The 19,565-nt window shown below is 70.0% G+C and carries 16 protein-coding genes; 12 read left to right on the top strand and 4 right to left on the bottom strand.

Features of this window, described 5'->3' with window-relative positions; genetic code table 11:
- The first annotated feature begins 321 nt into the window (after nt 1–321).
- The 3 genes from OHB13_RS24655 (at nt 322) to OHB13_RS24645 (ending at nt 5,082) form a co-directional block, all read left to right on the top strand.
- Nucleotides 322–2,142 (top strand): M3 family metallopeptidase, encoded by a 1,821-nt coding sequence (locus OHB13_RS24655; RefSeq protein WP_328378540.1) that lies wholly within the window; start codon nt 322–324, stop codon nt 2,140–2,142.
- A 222-nt stretch (nt 2,143–2,364) separates the two neighbouring features.
- Nucleotides 2,365–3,531 carry a HesA/MoeB/ThiF family protein gene (locus tag OHB13_RS24650; protein ID WP_328378539.1) on the top strand — a complete coding sequence of 389 codons (1,167 nt, stop codon included), beginning with the start codon at nt 2,365–2,367 and terminating at the stop codon, nt 3,529–3,531.
- 282 nt (nt 3,532–3,813) lie between these two features.
- Nucleotides 3,814–5,082, top strand: a complete 1,269-nt coding sequence (locus OHB13_RS24645) for an MFS transporter (RefSeq protein WP_328378538.1) — start codon at nt 3,814–3,816, stop codon at nt 5,080–5,082.
- A 21-nt stretch (nt 5,083–5,103) separates the two neighbouring features.
- Here OHB13_RS24645 and OHB13_RS24640 read toward each other — a convergent pair whose 3' ends face one another.
- On the bottom strand, nt 5,104–5,709 hold the full coding sequence (locus OHB13_RS24640) for a chloramphenicol phosphotransferase CPT family protein (RefSeq protein ID WP_328378537.1): 606 nt from the start codon (nt 5,707–5,709) through the stop codon (nt 5,104–5,106).
- A gap of 58 nt (nt 5,710–5,767) precedes the next feature.
- Here OHB13_RS24640 and OHB13_RS24635 point away from each other — a divergent pair, with 58 nt between their 5' ends.
- The 5 genes from OHB13_RS24635 to OHB13_RS24615 all read left to right on the top strand — a co-directional run bounded on the left by OHB13_RS24635 (nt 5,768) and on the right by OHB13_RS24615 (nt 9,474).
- Nucleotides 5,768–6,229 (top strand): GNAT family N-acetyltransferase, encoded by a 462-nt coding sequence (locus tag OHB13_RS24635; RefSeq protein ID WP_328378536.1) that lies wholly within the window; start codon nt 5,768–5,770, stop codon nt 6,227–6,229.
- Nucleotides 6,230–6,383: 154 nt separating this feature from the next.
- On the top strand, nt 6,384–7,103 hold the full coding sequence (locus OHB13_RS24630) for a response regulator transcription factor (RefSeq protein ID WP_328378535.1): 720 nt from the start codon (nt 6,384–6,386) through the stop codon (nt 7,101–7,103).
- Nucleotides 7,100–8,599 carry a sensor histidine kinase gene (locus OHB13_RS24625; protein WP_328378534.1) on the top strand — a complete coding sequence of 500 codons (1,500 nt, stop codon included), beginning with the start codon at nt 7,100–7,102 and terminating at the stop codon, nt 8,597–8,599. The genes OHB13_RS24630 and OHB13_RS24625 overlap by 4 nt, the downstream gene beginning before the upstream one ends.
- 204 nt (nt 8,600–8,803) lie before the next feature.
- Nucleotides 8,804–9,241, top strand: a complete 438-nt coding sequence (locus tag OHB13_RS24620) for a hypothetical protein (RefSeq protein WP_328378533.1) — start codon at nt 8,804–8,806, stop codon at nt 9,239–9,241.
- Complete coding sequence (locus OHB13_RS24615; protein WP_328378532.1) at nt 9,238–9,474, top strand: hypothetical protein; 237 nt, start codon at nt 9,238–9,240, stop codon at nt 9,472–9,474. Before OHB13_RS24620 ends, OHB13_RS24615 begins: the two co-directional genes overlap by 4 nt.
- 161 nt (nt 9,475–9,635) lie before the next feature.
- Here OHB13_RS24615 and typA read toward each other — a convergent pair whose 3' ends face one another.
- Both typA and OHB13_RS24605 read right to left on the bottom strand, forming a co-directional pair.
- Nucleotides 9,636–11,507, bottom strand: a complete 1,872-nt coding sequence (gene typA, locus OHB13_RS24610; protein WP_266853476.1) for a translational GTPase TypA — start codon at nt 11,505–11,507, stop codon at nt 9,636–9,638.
- Between the two features lie 292 nt (nt 11,508–11,799).
- A complete protein-coding gene (locus OHB13_RS24605) occupies nt 11,800–14,010 on the bottom strand; it encodes an ABC transporter family substrate-binding protein (RefSeq protein WP_328378531.1) in 2,211 nt (736 codons plus the stop codon).
- 343 nt (nt 14,011–14,353) lie between these two features.
- On the opposite strand from OHB13_RS24605, the gene OHB13_RS24600 reads away from it, so the two are divergent.
- From OHB13_RS24600 to OHB13_RS24585, 4 genes are read left to right on the top strand one after another with little or no spacing between them, the layout of a single operon-like run.
- Entirely contained in the window at nt 14,354–14,668 is a 315-nt protein-coding gene (locus OHB13_RS24600; protein ID WP_328378530.1) for a hypothetical protein, read from the top strand.
- Between the two features lie 31 nt (nt 14,669–14,699).
- Nucleotides 14,700–15,524, top strand: coding sequence for a hypothetical protein (locus OHB13_RS24595; protein ID WP_328378529.1), 825 nt, complete (start codon nt 14,700–14,702; stop codon nt 15,522–15,524).
- 14 nt (nt 15,525–15,538) lie between these two features.
- Entirely contained in the window at nt 15,539–17,575 is a 2,037-nt protein-coding gene (locus OHB13_RS24590) for a fumarate reductase/succinate dehydrogenase flavoprotein subunit (RefSeq protein WP_328378528.1), read from the top strand.
- A complete protein-coding gene (locus OHB13_RS24585; RefSeq protein ID WP_266853485.1) occupies nt 17,572–18,342 on the top strand; it encodes a succinate dehydrogenase/fumarate reductase iron-sulfur subunit in 771 nt (256 codons plus the stop codon). Before OHB13_RS24590 ends, OHB13_RS24585 begins: the two co-directional genes overlap by 4 nt.
- A gap of 63 nt (nt 18,343–18,405) precedes the next feature.
- Here the strand turns inward: OHB13_RS24585 and OHB13_RS24580 are convergent, their stop codons facing one another.
- Nucleotides 18,406–19,494: a hypothetical protein gene (locus tag OHB13_RS24580; protein WP_328378527.1), complete on the bottom strand. Its 1,089-nt coding sequence runs from the start codon at nt 19,492–19,494 to the stop codon at nt 18,406–18,408.
- Nucleotides 19,495–19,565: the final 71 nt, after the last annotated feature.

Below are 19,565 nucleotides of genomic sequence, written 5' to 3'. Positions count from 1 at the left end.
CCCTCGCCGATCGGCCGGCATCCCTCGCCGTATGGCTGACACCGGCCGTTGCGGCACTACGTTCCGCAGTCAGAATACGGACATCCGGGAGATTACTCGCGAGGTATGACACTCGGTGAAATCAAAAGCCGGGCCATTGCAACCGGTCCAAGCCTTTCCGTGACGGGCACTTGACGCCCGCACAGACCGCTGCCTATTGTCCTCCTGCCGCCGGTTGATATTTCGGACACTCGTGCGGAGATCCTCCAAGTCACTCTTTTTGTTCTTCTGTTCTCGGCAATCGTCGGACGACCAGCACGGACAGGCTTGAAAGGAGGATCGATGTCGACGCACGGCAAAAAGACCCCGCTCGCCCAGGAATCCCTGCCGGATTCCGCTGTGCCGCGCTGGGACGTCTCATCCCTCTTTCCTGACCCGCAGTCCGCCGCCGTGGACGCATTACTCGACGGCCCGCTCCGCGAGGCGCGGTGCATGGCCGACGACTACGCCGGCACGCTGGCCGGCCTGGACGCGGAATCCTTACGGACCGCCATCCAGCGGTACGAGCACTGCGTCGCACGGATCCAGGAGGCCTCCTGCTACGGCGAGCTCCTGCGGACGGACGTCGAGCTGCGCCCACGAGCGATGGCCCTGCTCTCCCGCTGCGACCGGACCTGGGCGGAACTGGCCTCCACGCTGGCCTTCTTCGAAACGGAACTGGGCACCCGGGGACCCGAGGCACCGGACGGCCTGGGCCCCTACGCGAACTTCGTCGGCAAGGTGCGAGCCGGATCCACCGGACACCTCCCTGACGTGCAGGAATCCATTCTCGCCCAGCTGCTTCCGACGGGCGGGGAGGGCTGGGAACGGCTCTCCCAGCAGCTGCTGCACGACATCTCGGTCGACCTGAACGGCGCCTCGCACAGCATCGCGGAGACCGTCCCGGGTCTGTACGAGGCGGACCGCGACGCCCGGCGGGCGACCCACGCGGCCATCGGAGCCGCCCTCGCCGGCCAGGCCGGGCTGCGCGCCTTCGCCCTGTCGATGACGGTGGCGGACAGCGAGACCAGGGCCGGGCTCCGGGGGACGGACTGGCTGCGTGAACGGCTCCTGTTCGACCAGGTGACCCCGGCAGAGCTCGACGCGCTGCTGGCGGCATCGGATGAATGTCTTCCGCTTGTCCACTCCTATTACGCCCTGAAGCGAGAAATCCTGGGAGTCGGCGACTTCGCGGACTACGACAGGTACGCGCCCGTCGTAACGACCCCGCCCGAAATATCATGGCCGGCAGCCAAGAACACAGCCATAGCAGTCATGGAATCCATATCGCCGACGGTCGCCGATCTTTCCCGCACCATGTTCGACAGCGGAAGAATCGATGCGGCACCTCGCCCCGGAAAGGCCAGAAGCGCCTTCACCCAGGCAATTCCGGGACAGCTCCCCTGCATTTCCATGAATTTCCGCGGAAAGCCGAGGGACGTACTGACCCTCGTCCACGAGCTGGGGCACGCCGTCCACCTTCAGCTCGCTGCGGAGCAGCCCTACCTGGCGGCCACCCCGGCTCCCGTGATGGCCGAAACCTTCGCCTTGTTCTGCGAAGGGCTGGCCGTACGGCAGCTGCTGGCCGGCACCGCCGCCCCCGGGGCGCGGTTGCAGTGGCTGGCGCGCTGGCTGGAGGACCAGATGGTCGCGATCGGCCGGCATGCGGCGCTGCACCGGTTCGAGGTGGCCCTGCACGACCGGGCGCGCGACGGGCAGGCCCTCGACGCGGCGCACATCGGCGAGGTGTGGACCGAGGGGCAGCGCCGGCTCTACGGTCCCGCGGTGCGGCTGACCGAGGGGTACCGCCTGTGGTGGAGCTATCTGGATTCGCTCTTCACCGCCCCTGGTTCGAACTACGCCTATGTGTACGGCCAGTTGTCCGCGCTCACCCTGCTGCGCCACTTCGAGGCCGATCCGCAGGGCGTCGGCGCACGGCTGACGGCGACGCTGCGGCTGGGCGACACCCGGAAGCCGGCGGACCTGCTGACCCTGGCCACCGGTGACCCCGGCCGTACCTGGCACGACGCGGTCGCACAGCTCACGCTCTCCCTGGACGAGCTGCGCGGCCTCACAGACTTCCGCTCCCCGCATCTCGCGGGCAGCGGGAAATCCACGCCCTGAGGGGCCCCGAGGAGGTGATCACTATGTCCGTTGCCATGACGACCCGTAAGGCCAGCATCGCCGGCCAGGCGAACGAGGGCTGAGCCCTCGCGTAAGGGGCACCTGACCCCTTGCCGTACGCGACTCCGCGGGTGGGCGCGCCAATCGCCCACCCGCGGAGGTCCATTGGACGGTCCGGCAGCCGGTCCGTCCCAGCATCAGTATCGCGGAAGGAAGACGACCATGCCCCCCGCCGAGACACGCAGGCCCCAGCTCAAGCACACCTCGCCCACCTTCGGCTCGGGCGACACGGTCTTCATCGGCGGCTACGGCGAGGTGACCGAGATCGCCGACCCGACCGGAGCCATCCGCCGGCTGCTCGATCTGCTGGACGGCACGCGTACCACCGGCGAGGTGCATCAGGCGCTGACAGCCGACTTCCCCGAGGTCACGCGCCAGGACGTCGAAGAAGCGGTGGCCCAGTTCGACGAGGCACAGTTCCTGCTGGACGCCCAGCAGACCTCGGACGGTGTGCTCGAAGCACATGAACTGAAGCGCTGGGAACGCAATATCAACTTCTTCGGTTCGTTCGCGCGGATGGACGACAACAAGTACGACCAGCAGCGCAAGCTCCGCGACTGCCGGGTCACGCTGCTCGGCCTGGGCGGCCTGGGCTCCCACATCCTGCTGGACATGGCCGCGATGGGGATCGGGCATGTGCGGGCGGTGGAGTTCGACCGGGTGGAGCTGTCCAACCTCAACCGGCAGATCCTGTACCGGGAGGAGGACATCGGACAGCAGAAGCTGCACCTGGCGGTCGAGCGGGTGAAGCAGTTCAACCCGCACATCGACATCGAGCCGGTCGACATGAAGATCGGCTCCGTCGAGGACGTCATACGTGTGCTGGACGGGTCGGACGTGGTCATCTCCGTCGCGGACCGGCCCAAGATGGAGATCGCGAACTGGGTGAACGAAGCCTGTGTGCGCACCGGGGTACCACTGATCACCGGCGGTCTCGAAACCCAGCGCGCGGTGTACTTCACCATGCTGCCGGGCCGGACCGGCTGCATCGAGTGCTGGCGGCGCCAGACCTTCGCATCCGACGCGGTCGCCGGGCAGCTCCTTGAGGAGAAGCGGGAGCGGCAGATCGGCGGGGACAACGCGGCGTTCTGCCCGCTCGTCACGATGACCACCGGGTTCCTGATCGGTGAACTGACCAGGCTTGTCACGGGGATCGCTCCGCCGGTCGCCGCCGGGCGGCTGATGGAACTGCGGTTCGCGGACTACGCCATGGGCGAGAGCGAGCGCTGGGAGCGGCAGAGCGACTGCCCGGTGTGCGGCACGGCGGCCGACTCCGGTGCGCAGGGTACGCAAGGTGCGCAGGCGGCCGGTCTGACCGTATCCGGCTGAGCCGCCGTCCGCTCCCGACCCGACCGGTTCCTCAACCACCGTGTAATTGAGCCCTGTTGTCCCGCCCGTCCGCCGCGCCGTACAGGCGGCCCCGCTGCTCCCACTGCCGCAGCGGGCTGCCCTGGAGAGGGCCTTTCACCGCTGCCGGCGCCCGGAAAAATATAGAGTGTCGCCCGGCCCTCGCCGTCAGTTACCGCGGACGGGGCCCGGCTTCCCTGCCCAGAACTGGCTCAACCTCCTGCGCATCGGCGCCGATTCGACACGGACTCTGGAGAAGCGCCTGTGGGAAGTCGTTACTACACCCTGCTGACTGCCTACATCACGTCCTCGCTCGGCAACTGGCTCTACCGGCTCGCCCTGCCCCTGCTGGTGCTCAAACTCACCGGTTCGGCGCTCAGTACCGGCGCGGTCTACGCGATCGAGTACATCCCCTTCTTACTGCTGTCCCTGCCCGGCGGTGTGTTCGCCGACCGCTTCGACCGCCGCAAGATGCTCATCTTCGGTGACCTCACCGCGGCCGTCATCGCCACCGGGCTCGCCCTGGTGGTCTCGGCAGGCAGCCACGCCCTGTGGCCCATCTACCTCACGGCGTTCCTGCTGGCCTGCGTGGAGCCGGTCTACCACCCGGCGTTCCAGAGCTTCCTGCCGGAGATCGTGCCCGCTGACCGGCTCGGCCCCGCCAACAGCTGGATGCAGTCCGGCGACAACATCATGAGCATGATCGGCCCGGCCGCCGCGGGCGGTCTGGTGATGTTCCTCGGTTACGAGACCACGATCTACGTCAACGCGGCGACGTTCGTCGTCTCGGCGGGCGCCATCCTGCTCATCCGGAACACCGCGACCCCGGGCGAACGGCAGCAGCCGCCCCGCAAGGCCACCTTCGTCCAGGACATCCGGGTGGCCCTGCGCTATGTGTTCCGGCGGAACCGGGTGCTCGCCGCCGGCTCGCTGATGTTCACCGGCACCAACTTCGCGATCTGGCTGATCCAGGCGAACTTCGTCTTCTACCTGACCACTTACCGGCATCTGAGCCCGCAGGTGATCGGGGTGGTGCTGGCCGCCCAGGGCGTCGGCGCGGTGCTCGGCGCGGCGGTCGCGGGCCGTCTGGTGCAGAAGTTCCCGCCCGGCCGGATCCTGATCACCACCACGGCGCTGGCCGGTCTGGCCACCCTGCTGCTGATCCCACTGCGCGGAGCCTTCGCCATCGGAGTCGTCTGGGGGGTGCTGTACGCGCTGGGCTCCATCAACCCGGTGGCCTGGTTCACCCTGCGCCAGAAGATCGTTCCACGGGAACTGCTCGGCCGGGTGGTCGCCACCACCCGAATGCTGGCCTTCGCCTCCATCCCGGTCTCCGCCCTGCTGGCTGGCGCCCTGGAGTCCGCCTTCCACGACATGTATCTGATCATCGCGGTCGGCGCGGTGCTCCGCCTGGGCATCGCCGGGCTCGCGTATCTCTCCCCGCTGCGCACCCCGGTCGAGGGCGTGATCGAGGCCGACGGCACCGGCCCCCGGTCGGCGGCGGGAGCGGCGGGCGCGGAACAGGCGTCCTGACAGGGCAGGAGGGCTGCTGCGTCAGTGCTCGTAAGGACCGCGCCGGTCCAGCAGCCTCCGGAAGGCGGTCGGGCGCGGGCGGACCGGCAGGAGGTCCCTGATCCGCTCCGCGCACTCCAGTGGGGTCAGCACGCTGGTGTCGCATTCGATGTCGTAGACGCCGTGGGCGTGGACCTGGGCGAACTGCATCGCCGCCTGCCCCGGTGTGCGGTCCCCGCGCTCCCGCTCGCGCCGCTCCAGTTCGGGGAGCGGGCAGCGGACCCCGACGAGCAGGACGTCGTCCGGGGCGAAGACGGAGAGGCAGTCGTCCAGCCGCCAGCTCCGGCTGAGCACATGGTCCACGACGATGTCGTTCCCGCCGGCCGCCATGCCGGCCGCAGCGCGGTGGAAACCTCGGGCGGTGCTGTCGATGACGTCCTGGAGCTCGTGCGGCAGGATCTCCCGCTCCGAACGCATCGCGTGGAAGGCGTCCACCGGGAAGTGGAAGTACCGCCCGTCCAGGATGCACAGCAGCTCGGTGGCGATGCTCGACTTGCCCGAACTGGACGTCCCGTTCAGGAAGATGACGGTGCCGCCGGGTGGCGCGTGCGTACGGCCGGGGTTGCGCTGATCGATGCCGCTGTTCATCCGCTCACCCAACAGGGCGGGCTCCGGCCCCGCAAGCCGTCTGTGTTTCGATGCTCCGATGACTGCTCACATCCGCCTGCGCCGGGACGCGGACCTGGCTGCCTGCGTCCGGATCCTCACCGACGTACACACCAGGGACAGCTACCCCCTCAACTGGCCCGCCGACCCGGCCGGCTGGCTCACGCCGGACGGCCTGCTCGGTGCCTGGGTGGCCGAACTCGGCGGAGAGGTGACGGGGCACGCGGTGCTGTCACCGGGCGACGAGGCGGGCACCTGCCAGGTGAACAGGCTCTACGTGTCCCCGGCCGCACGCGGCCACCGCGTGGGTGAGCTGCTGATGGACCGTGTCACCTGCGCGGCAAGGAAGTCGGGGCTGCGCCCGGTCCTGGACGTGGTCACCACCAACACCGCGGCGGTCGCGCTCTACGAACGCCTGGGATGGATCCGTACGGCCACCGTGCACGCGCCCTGGAGCCGGGACCCGGCGGTCATGGTGCATCTGTACCGGAGCCCGGCCTGACGGGGTCCCAGACGGAGGCCGCCGGGGCCGAAGGTGCCTGGATCGCTGTCGCTACCCTTCGCGTAGGGACCGGCTTCCGGCGGCACGGGAAGCCGACGGGCCAGGTGCGCCGGCTGCCTTTCGGTGGTCGGTACGGCGGCGGGCGGAGGCGGTAATGGGTACGGCAGCCGGCTGTGGGCGGGTTCTGCTGGTGGACGACGACATCTCGATCCGGCGGTCGCTGGGGCGCGGCCTGCGGTTGAACGGGTTCACCGTCGACCTGGCGGACGGTGGCCGGAGCGCGCTGGCCAAGGTGGCGGACGAGACTCCGGATGTCGTGGTCCTGGATATCTCAATGCCGGACCTCGACGGCATCGAGGTCTGCCGGCATCTACGGACGGCCGGCAACGACATACCGGTGCTGATGCTCTCCGCCCTCGACGAGGTGGCGGACCGGGTGGCCGGCCTTCAGGCCGGCGCAGACGACTACCTCGTCAAGCCGTTCGCCCTGGATGAACTGGTACTGCGACTGCACGCGCTGCTTCGCCGCCGGCCGCCCGGCGCCACCGACTCCGTACGCGTCGGTGGCCTGCTGCTCGATGCCGCCGCGCGCACGGCCAGTCTGGACGGCAGGCCGGTGGAGCTGACCCGGCGAGAGTTCGAACTGCTCGAAGTCCTGGCCCGTAACGCCGGTCTGGTCCTCTCCCGCGAACAGCTGCTGGACAGGGTGTGGGGCTACGACTTCGAGGTCCGCAACGACGCGGTGGACACCTTCGTCAGCTATCTGCGCCGCAAGCTGGAAGCGGGCGCACGCCCTCGCATCGTGCACACCGTGCGGGGCGTCGGCTTCGTGCTGCGGGACAACGAGAACAGCGGGAAGAGGAACGGGTCGTGAGGCTGTCCACCCGGATCGCGATCGTGGTGGGTGCTGTGGTGCCGCTCCTGGTGGCGGCAGCGGGCTGGGTGCTGGTGGGCCTGGTCGGCCGGGATCTGCACGCGCAGGCCGACCGCCTGCTCAGTGAGCGTGCGCACAGTGTCGCGTCGGCGGCACGCGGTCTGCTCCGCGCCACCTCCAAGGACCATCCGCGCGCCGAACAGGCCCGCCAGCACGCGCTGTTCACCTCGGCTCTGGACATTGGTATCCGCCTGACCGGCCCGGACGGCACGGTCACGGACGGCCCGCAACCCGGCCCCGCCGTGCACCTGCCGGCCCCGACAGGCCATCCCGTCACGGTCCGCTCCCACGGCAGGACTTGGCGCGCCCTGACGGTCCCCGTGGCCGCCCCCCAGGACGGCGTCCGCGGAACACTGTGGCTCTTCTCGCCCGAAGCCGCGAGCCAGCGGCAACTCCAGCTCGTACGCAGCCGGGTGATCACCGTCTCGCTGCTCGCCGCCCCGCTGTCCGCGGCCCTGGCATGGGCGCTGGCCGCCGGAGCCGCGCGGCCGCTGCGGCGCCTTCAGCAGCGCACCAGCGGCCTTGACCCGCATTCCAGTGCTGCCCGCCTGGAACACACACCGACCCGGATCACCGAGGTCGATGAACTCGCGCGCACGCTGCAGACGTTTCTCGCACGCTACGACGAACAGGCGGCCCGCACCGCGGAGGCACTGGCCACAGCGCGTTCGTTCTCCGCCGCCGCGTCCCACGAGCTGCGGACCCCGCTGATGAGCATGCAGACCAACCTCGACATCCTCGACACGTTCCAGTACCTCGATCCCACCGACCGTGCCGAGACCGTGGCGGAACTACGGCAGGGGCACGCACGGTTGCTGGGCCTGCTGTTGATGCTGCGGGCCCTCGCTCAGGGAGACCTGGTCGAGGCGGACGCATTCACTCCGGTCGACCTGGCCGAGCTGACCGACGCGGCCGTGTCCGACCTGCGCCGCACGCATCCCGAGGCGGATGTGACGTTCGAGAGCGGTACGGGCCTGACGGTGCAGGGATGGCAGCCCGGGCTGCGTTCACTGCTGGACAACCTGCTCGCCAACACCCTGGTGCACGGCCGGTCCGCGGACGGCAGCGCACACGTGGCCGTGGCGCTGCGGGCAGCCGGTGACAGCGGCGCCCCGACGGTCGTTCTCACGGTGGACGACCAGGGGCCCGGCGTGCCGCCCGAGCAGCGGAAGGCGATCTTCCAGCGCTTTCACCGTCGCTCCGACAGCCCGGGGTCGGGTCTGGGCCTGACGTTGGTTGCCCAGCAGATCGACCTGCACCGCGCGCGTCTTGCGGTGCTGGACGGCCCCGACGGCCGCGGGGCCCGATTCGAGATCGCCTTTTCCCTCGCCCGCCCCGACGGGCCCGGCACGGTGGTGCCGCAGCGCCGGGACTGGTTGTCGGGCAGCACCACGGCGGGATCGGGAGCGGAGTGCGCGCAGCGACGCCCGGCCTGAGGCCGGCCCGGCCCGCCCCGCCCCGCCCCGCCCCGGGGATTCGCGGGCCCGGGCCGTGCCGGGCCTCCGGTCTGGAACTGATCCGGCTCACAAAGAAACCACAAGAACCGCTCCTACCTTCGCTCTCACGCAGCCCGCCGCTGTGTCCCACACCTGGGGCGGGCTCGGCCGTATCCGGGCAGTTGAAGAGAGTGGAGCCATCTCATGCAGCGTCGCACAGCAACCATGACCGCGGCCTTCGCCGGCCTCGTACTCGCCACGACGGCAGCCGCGGCGCCCTCGTACGCCGCCGGCAGCGCGGCCCCCGCCACGACGGGTTCCGCCGCCGCGCACGCCAAGGGCCCCAAGGGTGACGGGGCGAAGAAGCTCTGCCGTCGGGTCCCCCGGCTGGAGAAGCGGATCGACAAGCGCATCAAGCGGATGGAGGGCGCCGTCGGTACCCGCGGTTCCATCTCGTACCTGGAGCAGCGCATCGCCGATGCCAAGAAGGACAACCACACAGCCATCGCCAAGCTTCTCGGCGACCGCCTCACCACCCGCAAGGGCCTTCTGACGACCCTCAAGGAGAAGCAGCCCGACCTCAAGTCCGTCGCCACCTGGTGCGCGGCGAACAACGGCGGCAAGGCAGCACCCACCGCATGAACCGCCGACGTCTGTCCGTCCTGGTGACGGCTGCCGCCGTCGCGGTGCCGCTCCTGGCCACCACGGCCTGCTCGTCCGCCACCACACCGGTCAAGGCGGCCCCAGCCGCCTCCAGCAGCAGTACCCCGGCCGCTGGGGACCAGCTCCCGCAGATGCGCAAGAAGGTCGACGACGCCGAGCACGCCGCCGCTTCGGCCGACGCCAACGGCGACGCCGACAACTCCGGAAACTGACACCTGCCGCACCACCCGAACACGACGACGGCCTGTGTGCCCCCCCCCAACGGGGTCACACAGGCCGTCGTCACGTGGGCCCCGGAGCAACCGCCGCTGCGGACGCGGTGGGGGCGGGGCGAGGATCCGGCGCGGGCCGGATCCCCCTACGGAAGCAGGTGTCAGCGCTTGGCGCGCGAGGCGCTGCGGCCGCGCTCCTTCTGGTCCAGGACGACCTTGCGGATACGCACGGTCTCCGGGGTCACCTCGATGCACTCGTCGTCGCGGCAGAACTCCAGCGACTGCTCCAGCGACAGCTTCCTGGCCGGCACCACGTTCTCCGTGGTGTCCGCGGAGGCGGCACGCATGTTGGTGAGCTTCTTCTCCTTGGTGATGTTCACGTCCATGTCGTCGGCGCGCGAGTTCTCGCCGATGATCATGCCCTCGTAGACCTCCGTGGTGGCCTCGGTGAAGATGACACCGCGCTCCTGGAGGTTGACCATCGCGAACGGCGTCACGACGCCCGCGCGGTCCGCGACCAGCGAGCCGTTGTGGCGGGTGCGCAGGTCACCGAACCACGGCTCGTGGCCCTCGAAGATCGAGTGCGCGATGCCGGTGCCACGGGTCTGGGTGAGGAACTCCGTACGGAAGCCGATCAGGCCGCGGGACGGCACGATCCACTCCATGCGGACCCAGCCCGAACCGTGGTTCGTCATGGTCTCCATGCGGCCCTTGCGGGTCGCCATCAGCTGGGTGATGGCGCCGAGGTGCTCCTCGGGCGAGTCGATCGTCATGCGCTCGATCGGCTCGTGCGTCTTGCCGTCGATCTGCTTGGTGACGACCTCGGGCTTGCCGACGGTCAGCTCGAAGCCCTCGCGGCGCATCTGCTCGACCAGGATGGCCAGCGCCAGCTCGCCACGGCCCTGGACCTCCCAGGCGTCGGGGCGCTCGGTGTCCAGGACGCGGAGCGAGACGTTACCGACCAGCTCGCGGTCCAGACGGTCCTTGATTTGCCGGGCAGTGACCTTGTGGCCCTTGCCGCCCTTGCCGACGAGCGGCGAGGTGTTCGCACCGATGGTCATCGAGATGGCCGGCTCGTCCACCGTGATCAGCGGCAGCGCGATCGGGTTCTCGGGGTCGGCCAGGGTCTCGCCGATCATGATGTCCGGGATACCGGCGATGGCGCAGATGTCGCCGGGACCGGCCTTCTCGGCCGGCTTGCGGGTGAGCGCCTCGGTCATCAGCAGCTCGGTGATGCGGACGTTGGCGATCGTGCCGTCGCGCTTGATCCACGCGACGGTCTGCCCCTTGCGCAGCTCGCCCTGCTCGACGCGGCAGAGCGCGATACGGCCGAGGAAGTTGTCCGCGTCGAGGTTGGTGACGTGCGCCTGGAGCGGGGCGTCCTCGTCGTACTCCGGCGCCGGGACGCTGGAGAGGATGGTGGAGAAGAACGGCTCCAGGTTCTCGCTGTCCTGCGGGACGGTGCCGTCGTCGGGCTTGGTCAGCGAGGCGACGCCGTCACGGGCGCACGCGTAGACGATCGGGAACTCGATCTGGTCCTCGTCGGCGTCCAGGTCGAGGAAGAGGTCGTACGTCTCGTTGACGATCTCGTCGATCCGGGAGTCCGGGCGGTCCGTCTTGTTCACGCAGAGGATGACCGGCAGCTTGGCGTCCAGGGCCTTGCGGAGCACGAAGCGGGTCTGCGGCAGCGGTCCCTCGGAGGCGTCGACGAGGAGAACGACCGCGTCCACCATCGAGAGACCGCGCTCGACCTCACCACCGAAGTCGGCGTGGCCGGGGGTGTCGATGATGTTGATCGTGATGACGTCGCCGCCATCCTTCGGGTGGTACTTCACGGCCGTGTTCTTGGCCAGGATCGTGATGCCCTTCTCACGCTCCAGGTCGTTCGAGTCCATCATGCGGTCGTCGAGGTGCTCGGCGGCGTGCGCGGCGAAGGCGCCGGCCTGCTTGAGCATGGCGTCGACCAGGGTGGTCTTGCCGTGGTCGACGTGGGCGACGATGGCTACGTTACGGATGTCGTGGCGCGTGGGCATGGGTGGCTTGCGCTTCTCTCAGCTCGTGGGATGCGGCGTCTGTCCTGGTACGCCCGCCGGGCGGACGCGCCACGGCCAGTCCCATGGTACGGGGCCTGCGCGCCCGGGGCTTCCCGGGCGATGGTTACCGGCCCCCGGCCCTTGCGTACCAAGGGTCGTACGGGGGCGGGACGGTTTTCCCGGCGGCCTGTGAGGCGGCCTGCGGCGCGAGAACCCAGCTTGCCCGCCGACAGGGCCGGCGGGCAAGTGGAGGGGTTTGCTCCGGTAGGTGCTCAGGACCTCTTGTAGGTGCTCAGGACCTCTTGGCGGACTTCAGGAAGCCGATGTCCTGGTAGACGGGGGCGGCGAAACCGAAGGCTCCGGCGTTCGCGACGCCCCGCTTGGCCGCGACGAGTTCCGGGCGCTGATAGAGCGGAATCGATCCTGCGGTGGCCCAGATATGGGCGTCGGCCTGCTTCACCAGATCCCGCTCGGTCTTCTGGTTCAGCTCGCCCGACGCGCGGTCGAAGAGCTGGTCGATGCGCTCGGTGCCGACCCGGGTGTAGTTCTGGTCGACCAGGAGCGAGCCGTCGGACGCGACGGCCGGCTTGGCGTAGATCGGCCGGGCGTCGGTGGCCGGGTAGGCGCTGGCGGGCCAGGAGTAGAGGGCCAGGTCGTAGTCGCCGGACGCGATGTGGTCCTTGAAGTAACCGGCGCTGTCGACCTTGCTGACCACCGTGCGGATACCGACGGCGTCCAGCTCCTGCGTGATCTTGGCGCCGACGCTGTTGATCACCTCCGAGCCGGGTCCTGAGGGCAGCACGAACCGCAGGGTCAGCGACTTGCCGTTCTTGCCGAGCGCGGCGGCCGGTGCGGCGGCGGCCGGAGCCGCGGTGCCCTTGGGGGCGTACGCACCCGCCACCTGGTGCTTCTCGTCGCCGGACGCGGCACCGGACTTCGAGTCGCCGGACGTGGCACCGGGCTTCGAGTCGTCGAGGGAGCCCGCCGCGGGCTTGGCCGAGGCGTCGGACTTGGCGGACGCCTCGGGCTTGGCGGACGCATCCGGCTTCCCCGAAGCCTCCGGCTTGCCCGAGGCGGCAGGCTTGCCGGACGCATCCGGCTTGCTTCCCGCCTTGGTGCCCTGGTCCGTTTCGCGCGCGCCCTGGGCCGTCCAGCCCGCGTCGGCCAGCAGCGCCTGGGCCTGCCGCGCGTCATGGCCGCCGACGGCCCCGCTGTTGTCCGCGTAGTCCTCCTGGCCCGCCAGCGCCAGATGGCTGCCGGGCGGCAGGGCGGGCAGCCCCAGCGGCTTCAGTACGTCGGACGCGATCTCCTTGCGGTCCAGCGCCCTGGCGACCGCCCGGCGCACCCGCTCGTCCTGGAGCGGGCCCGAGCTGCCGTTCATGGCCAGCTGGGTGAAGGCCGGCTCCAGGGACTTGCGGACCACATAGCCGTGCAGGGCCGCCTGCTGCCGCGCGTACTCCTGGCGGTCCTTGCGGGTCTGCTCGGCGGCCCGGCTCGCGGCCTCCTGGGCCTCCGGGCCGTCAGCGCCGTGCGCCGCGGCCCAGTTCAGCAGGGCGTCGGCGGGCTGCACATCGCTGCCGGGGCCGTGGGTCAGCGGCTGCCCGTTGTGCCCGTCCTTGCCCGCGAGGGTGATCCGGCCTGCGGCCTGTCCGTCGATGTCCGCCAGGTCCAGGGACCCTGCCGTGAGGGCCGCGGTGCGCTCCTCGGCCGGTACGGCGGTCAGGACGAGCGAGTCGAGCTTGGCCTCCCGCCCCCACCAGTGCGGGTTGCGGACCAGCTTGACCTGCTTGGCGTCCGTGTCCACGCTCTTGATGCTGAACGGCCCCGCCGTCGCCGCGAGCGTCTTGCGCGCCCCGTCGTTGAAGGTGTCCGGGGTGCTCATGACCTCCTTCGGATACAGCGGCGTGAAGAGCGAACGCCAGTCCGCGTACGGCTTGTTGAAGGTGACCTGGACCTCCAGGTCGTTCTTGCCCTTCTCGATCTTCTCGATCCGGTCGTACCCGGCGTTGCGCGCGGTCCAGAACCCCGAGTCCCTGCCGCTGAGCGCCCGCCACTGGGCCACGAAGTCGGGCGCCCCGATCTCCCGGCCGTTGCTCCAGACCGCCTTCTGGTTGATCCGGTAGCGGACCACCTGCTTCGGCTCCTGCTTGATGACGTCGGCCGACTCCAGGTAGTCGCCGTTCAGCTTCGGCCGCCCCGAGCGGTCGAGCGTGAACAGCGAGGGCAGCGTCGCGCCCGCGATCCGCGAGGTGGACGCGTCGGCGTCGGCCTGGAAGGTGTTCAGCGTGGCGGGCATCGCGTCGACCGCCCAGCGCAGGGTGCCACCGTCGGCCACCCGGGAACGCGACGCCGTACCGATGTCCGGCGCCACCGCCTTCGCGTTACTGCTGTGGTCATCACTCGAACCGCACCCGGCCAGCACGGGCAGCGCGAGTACACCGGTGGCGAGGAGCGCGACGCTGCGACGCTTCGCTCTCCCGTGTGGGACGCCGACGTGGGACATGGCTGATACCTCCGGGGCCGACCCCCGCCCATCCCTGCTGGGAATTCCATCCCTGCTGCGAATGAACGTGGATCTTCGGGTTTGGTGGCATTTCATGTTGATCACACCTATGACCCCTTCACTGAAGGGGAGGCCCCGCAGCGTCCGTGGGAGACACGTCGGGACACCGCCCGAACCCCACCCGTGCGGAGCAATGGGGGGCGCTCGCCGGGGCCCGCGCCACCCGGTCGCACCCCTGACTCCTGGCGGATCCGTCCGTATCCCTTCCCAAGCGTGATGTGACGCGCGACACTCTCCGACGCGCGATCGTTTGCCGTCCGCACCGGCGGAAGTGAGGCAAGTCATGCCCCTGCACGACGATTTGACCGCCGCTCAGCGCTCTCTCGATGAGCTGGTCCGCTCGCTCGGTCTGCTGGAGGAGCGGCTCGGCAGCGGCCTGGAGGTCCGCCGGGTCCGCACGGACGCCGGCCATCTGCGCGAGAGCCTCGCCCTGCTGCGTGCAGCCGTACCGGCCGCCCGCCCCGCGGCCGGACCCGATCTGGTCACCATCTCCGACACCCCGTACGACACGGCCCTCTGGTCGTCCGCCGCGTCCTCCGCGACCGACGACTACGTGGACGACGAGGGGATCGGCGCTCGCGACCGGCACGCCCCCTGATCCCAGATCGGCCGACGAAGTGGAGTCCCCGTTGGCAACAGGTACGGAACCCCGGCCCCGTCCCGGCACGGGCGTGCACGACGCATCGCGCGCCGCCATCGCCGCCCGCCATCTGCGGACCGACCGCTGGTGGCTCTCGCCCGCGGCCACCGCCGCCGGACTGCTCGCCTTCGTCGTCTACTCGACCTGGCGGGCCTTCGCGAACGCCGACTACTACACGGCGCCCTACGTCTCGCCCTTCTACTCCCCCTGCCTGGCGCAGAAGTGCGTGCCCATGCGGCACGGACCGAACTGGGACCTCTTCGGCAGCTGGTGGGGCATCTCCCCCGCCATCCTGATCCTGGTCTTCCCGCTGGGCTTCCGGCTGACCTGCTACTACTACCGCAAGGCCTACTACCGGGGCTTCTGGGCGTCCCCGCCGGCCTGCGCGGTCGCCGAACCGCACAAGAAGTACAGCGGCGAGACCCGCTTCCCGCTGATCATGCAGAACATCCACCGGTACTTCTTCTACGCGGCCGTGGTCATCGCCGGGATCCTGACGTACGACACCGTGATGACCTTCCGCGACGAGCGGTACCACTGGGGCCATATGGGCCTCGGCTCCGTGGTCTTCCTGGTCAACGCCGCGCTGATCTGGGCGTACACCGCCTCCTGCCACTCCTGCCGGCACATCGTGGGCGGCCGGCTGAAGCACTTCTCCCGGCATCCGGTCCGCTACCGGCTCTGGGGCTGGGTCAGCGCGCTGAATGCCCGTCATATGCAGCTTGCCTGGGCGTCGTTGGTCAGCATCGCGGTCGCCGACTTCTACGTCTATCTGGTCGCTTCCGGTGTCTTCGACGATCCGAGGTTCTTCTAGATGAGGTTTTTTGGATGACGACTCAGCTCGACCGGCAGCAGTGGGACGTCGTGGTCGTGGGCGCGGGCGGCGCCGGGCTGCGCGCCGCCATCGCCGCCCGCGAACAGGGCGCCAGGACCGCCGTGATCTGCAAGTCGCTCTTCGGCAAGGCCCATACGGTCATGGCCGAGGGCGGGATCGCGGCCTCCATGGGCAATGTGAACTCGGGCGACAACTGGCAGGTGCACTTCCGCGACACCCTGCGCGGCGGGAAGTTCCTCAACCAGTGGCGGATGGCGGAGCTGCACGCCCAGGAGGCCCCCGACCGGGTCTGGGAGCTGGAGACCTGGGGCGCGCTCTTCGACCGGACGCCCGAGGGGAAGATCTCCCAGCGCAACTTCGGCGGCCACGAGTACCCGCGGCTCGCCCATGTCGGCGACCGGACCGGCCTTGAGCTCATCCGTACCCTCCAGCAGAAGATCGTCTCGCTCCAGCAGGAGGACGCGCGCGAATTCGGCGACCCCGAGGCGCGGTTGAAGGTCTTCCAGGAGTGCACGGTCACCCGCATCCTCACCTCGGCGCCGGACGGCGGCACGCCCACGACCGCCCCGGACGCCGCCTCCGCGGCCACGCCGGACGGCGGCTCCGCCACGGGCGAGCGGGTCGCCGGCACCTTCTGCTACCAGCGCGAGTCGGGCCGGTTCTTCGTCCTGGAGGCGCCCAGCGTGGTCCTCGCCACCGGCGGCATCGGCAAGTCCTTCAAGGTCACATCGAACTCCTGGGAGTACACCGGTGACGGCCACGCGCTGGCGCTGCTGGCGGGCGCACCGCTGCTGAACATGGAGTTCGTGCAGTTCCACCCGACCGGGATGATCTGGCCGCCCTCGGTGAAGGGGCTGCTTGTCACCGAGTCGGTGCGCGGCGACGGCGGGGTGCTGCGCAACAGCGAGGGCAAGCGGTTCATGTTCGACTACATCCCCGATGTCTTCAAGGAGAAGTACGCGGAGTCCGAGGAGGAGGGCGACCGCTGGTACGAGGACCCGGACAGCAACCGCCGCCCGCCCGAGCTGCTGCCGCGCGACGAGGTCGCCCGTGCCATCAACTCCGAGGTCAAGGCGGGCCGCGGCTCACCGCACGGCGGGGTCTACCTCGATGTGTCGACGCGGATGTCCGCCGAGGTCATCAAACGCCGACTGCCGTCGATGTACCACCAGTTCAGGGAGCTGGCCGATGTCGACATCACCGCGGAAGCGATGGAGGTCGGTCCGACCTGCCACTACGTGATGGGCGGTATCGCGGTCGACTCGGAGACCGCGGCCGCGCTCGGGGTGCCGGGGCTCTACGCGGCGGGCGAGGTCGCGGGCGGGATGCACGGGTCCAACAGGCTCGGCGGGAACTCCCTCTCCGACCTGCTGGTCTTCGGCCGCCGCGCCGGGCTCCACGCGGCGCGGCACTCGGCGTCGCTCACCGTACGGCCGCAGGTCGACGAGGAACGGATCGACGCGGCGGCCGCCGAGGCGTTGCGGCCCTTCAGCGCCGAGAGCCCCGATGCGGGGAGCCCGGACGCCGGTAGCGGGCCGGCAGCGGCGGCGGAGAACCCGTACACCCTCCACCAGGAGCTCCAGCAGACCATGAACGATCTGGTCGGCATCATCCGCCGCGAGGCCGAGATGGAACAGGCCCTGGAGAAACTGGCGGCGCTGCGGGTACGGGCCCGCCGGGCCGGGGTCGAGGGGCACCGGCAGTTCAACCCGGGCTGGCACCTCGCGCTGGACCTGCGGAACATGCTGCTGGTCAGCGAGTGCATCGCGCGCGCCGCGCTGGAGCGGACCGAGAGCCGCGGCGGGCACACCCGCGAGGACTGGCCCGCCATGGAGCGCACCTGGCGCGGGATCAATCTGCTGTGCCGGCTGGCCGCCCCGGCGGCGGCCGATCCGGCCCCGGCCGAGCCGGACACGGGCCAGATCGTGCTGGTCCGCAAGCAGACCGTGCCGATCCGTCAGGACCTGCTCGCCCTCTTCGAGCGGGATGAGCTGGTCAAGTACCTCGCCGAAGAGGAGTTGTACGAGTGAGTTCGTACGAAGCACGCTTCAGGGTCTGGCGCGGGGACACGGACGGCGGGGAGCTGCGGGACTTCACCGTCGAGGTGAACGACGGCGAGGTGGTCCTCGACATCATCCACCGCATCCAGGCGACCCAGGCATCCGATCTGGCGGTTCGCTGGAACTGCAAGGCCGGCAAGTGCGGTTCGTGCAGCGCGGAGGTGAACGGGCGGCCGCGCCTCATGTGCATGACGCGGATGTCCGTCTTCGCGCGGACGGACACGATCACGGTGACCCCGCTGCGGGCGTTCCCGGTCGTCCGGGACCTGGTGACGGACGTGTCCTTCAACTACGCGAAGGCCCGGGAGGTGCCGGCGTTCGTACCGCCGGAGGGGGTGAAGCCGGGCGAGTACCGGATGCAGCAGGTGGATGTGGAGCGCTCGCAGGAGTTCCGCAAGTGCATCGAGTGCTTCCTCTGCCAGGACACCTGCCATGTGGTGCGCGACCACGAGGAGAACAAGGCGGCCTTCGCAGGCCCGCGGTTCCTGATGCGGGTCGCCGAGCTGGACATGCACCCGCTGGACGCCGCGGCCGAGGCGGGGCTCGACCGGAAGCGGACCGCGCAGGAGGAGCACGGCCTTGGCTACTGCAACATCACCAAGTGCTGCACGGATGTCTGCCCCGAGGGCATCAAGATCACCGACAACGCCCTGATCCCCCTGAAGGAGCGGGCCGTGGACCGGAAGTACGACCCGCTGGTCTGGCTGGGAAACAAGATCGGCCGCCGCCGCGAGTGAGCGGGGTCCGGGGCCGGTGCCCGGGTCAGGCACCCGGGCGCAGACCCGCAGGCCCGGCGCCCCTCAGTTCCAGCCCTTCCGGTACGCCGTCCAGTCGGCCTCGGTCGCCGCGAAGTCGACGTACAGCGCGACCCCGAAGTGCTCCCGGTCGCGGTCCTGCCTGCCGAGCGCGAGCCGCACCCCGCGCACCGCTGCCGCAATCGTCTCCGCGGACGCCAGATGACCGGGCTTGGTCTCGTGGTAGAAGGGCAGCCCCATCAGCAAGTCCGTTGATTCCGGGGTGACTTCGAGGGCCAGCGTGGTCTGCTCGGCGACATACCCGCCGTACAGGCTCTGGAGCGGCAGCGCGGTGTCGTACGACATGACGGCTATCTGGTCCACCCGGCGGGCCACCTCGCCGAAGTACTTCTGCGACCAGTACTTGGGGTGCCCGGTGAGTGTGCCCGCGACGGTGTGCAGGGCGGGCAGCGGGTCGATCTGGTGGGAGGCCACCGAGAGCAGGACGCCCCGGTCCCTGGTGAGTGTGCGCAGGCGGTCGAGAAGTGCCAGATAGTCGCGGTCGCCCGAGTGCAGCGGCTCCAGGTCGAAGTGCGTCCCTTCGAACCCCGCGTCGATGATCCCCCGCGCGGAGCCGACGATGGCGCTGCGGGACGCGGCCCGGGTGAGGTCGAGGCCGTCCGGGGTCTCGGTGTTCAGCTGGTCGCCCAGCCAGGCCTGGACGCGTACGCCGGGGAGCTCGCGGTGCACGGCGGCGATGAGCCACTTCGCCCCGGCGTAGCGGGCGGGCGGCAGCGTGCCGTCGTGCTCCAGCGGGCCCGCGTGCACATAGAGGTCCCGCAGGCCGGTCCCCCGCAGCCGGGCCGCGAGTGCCTGCACGTCGGTGTCCTTCTTCCGGCCGTCGACCCAGGCGTGGCCGAGCCAGATGGCGTCCCGGCCGCGGGTGCGGGTGCCGTCGTGGTAGTCGCCCGCGTAGTTCGCGCGCAGGGCGACGCCCGCGGTGAGCGCGGGGACGAGAAGGAGTAGGGCGACCCCGAGTGCAGACCGCTTGAGCCAGGTGAGCCAGGTGCGGCTGGGTCCTCGCGGCGTTCGTCTGCTCCGGACGGCCCAGTTCCGGATGGCCCAGTTCCGGCCGCCGAAGTGTCGTACCTGCACCCATGCCCCCCACGAGCTCGTACGGTAGGCCCCACAGAGTAGCTGCGGTCGCGGGGCGCCCAGGACGGCCA

Source organism: Streptomyces sp. NBC_00440, assembly GCF_036014215.1.
Taxonomy (GTDB): domain Bacteria; phylum Actinomycetota; class Actinomycetes; order Streptomycetales; family Streptomycetaceae; genus Streptomyces.
The sequence above is the reverse complement of the archived record's forward strand: the minus strand, read 5'-3'. Positions and strand labels throughout refer to the sequence as shown.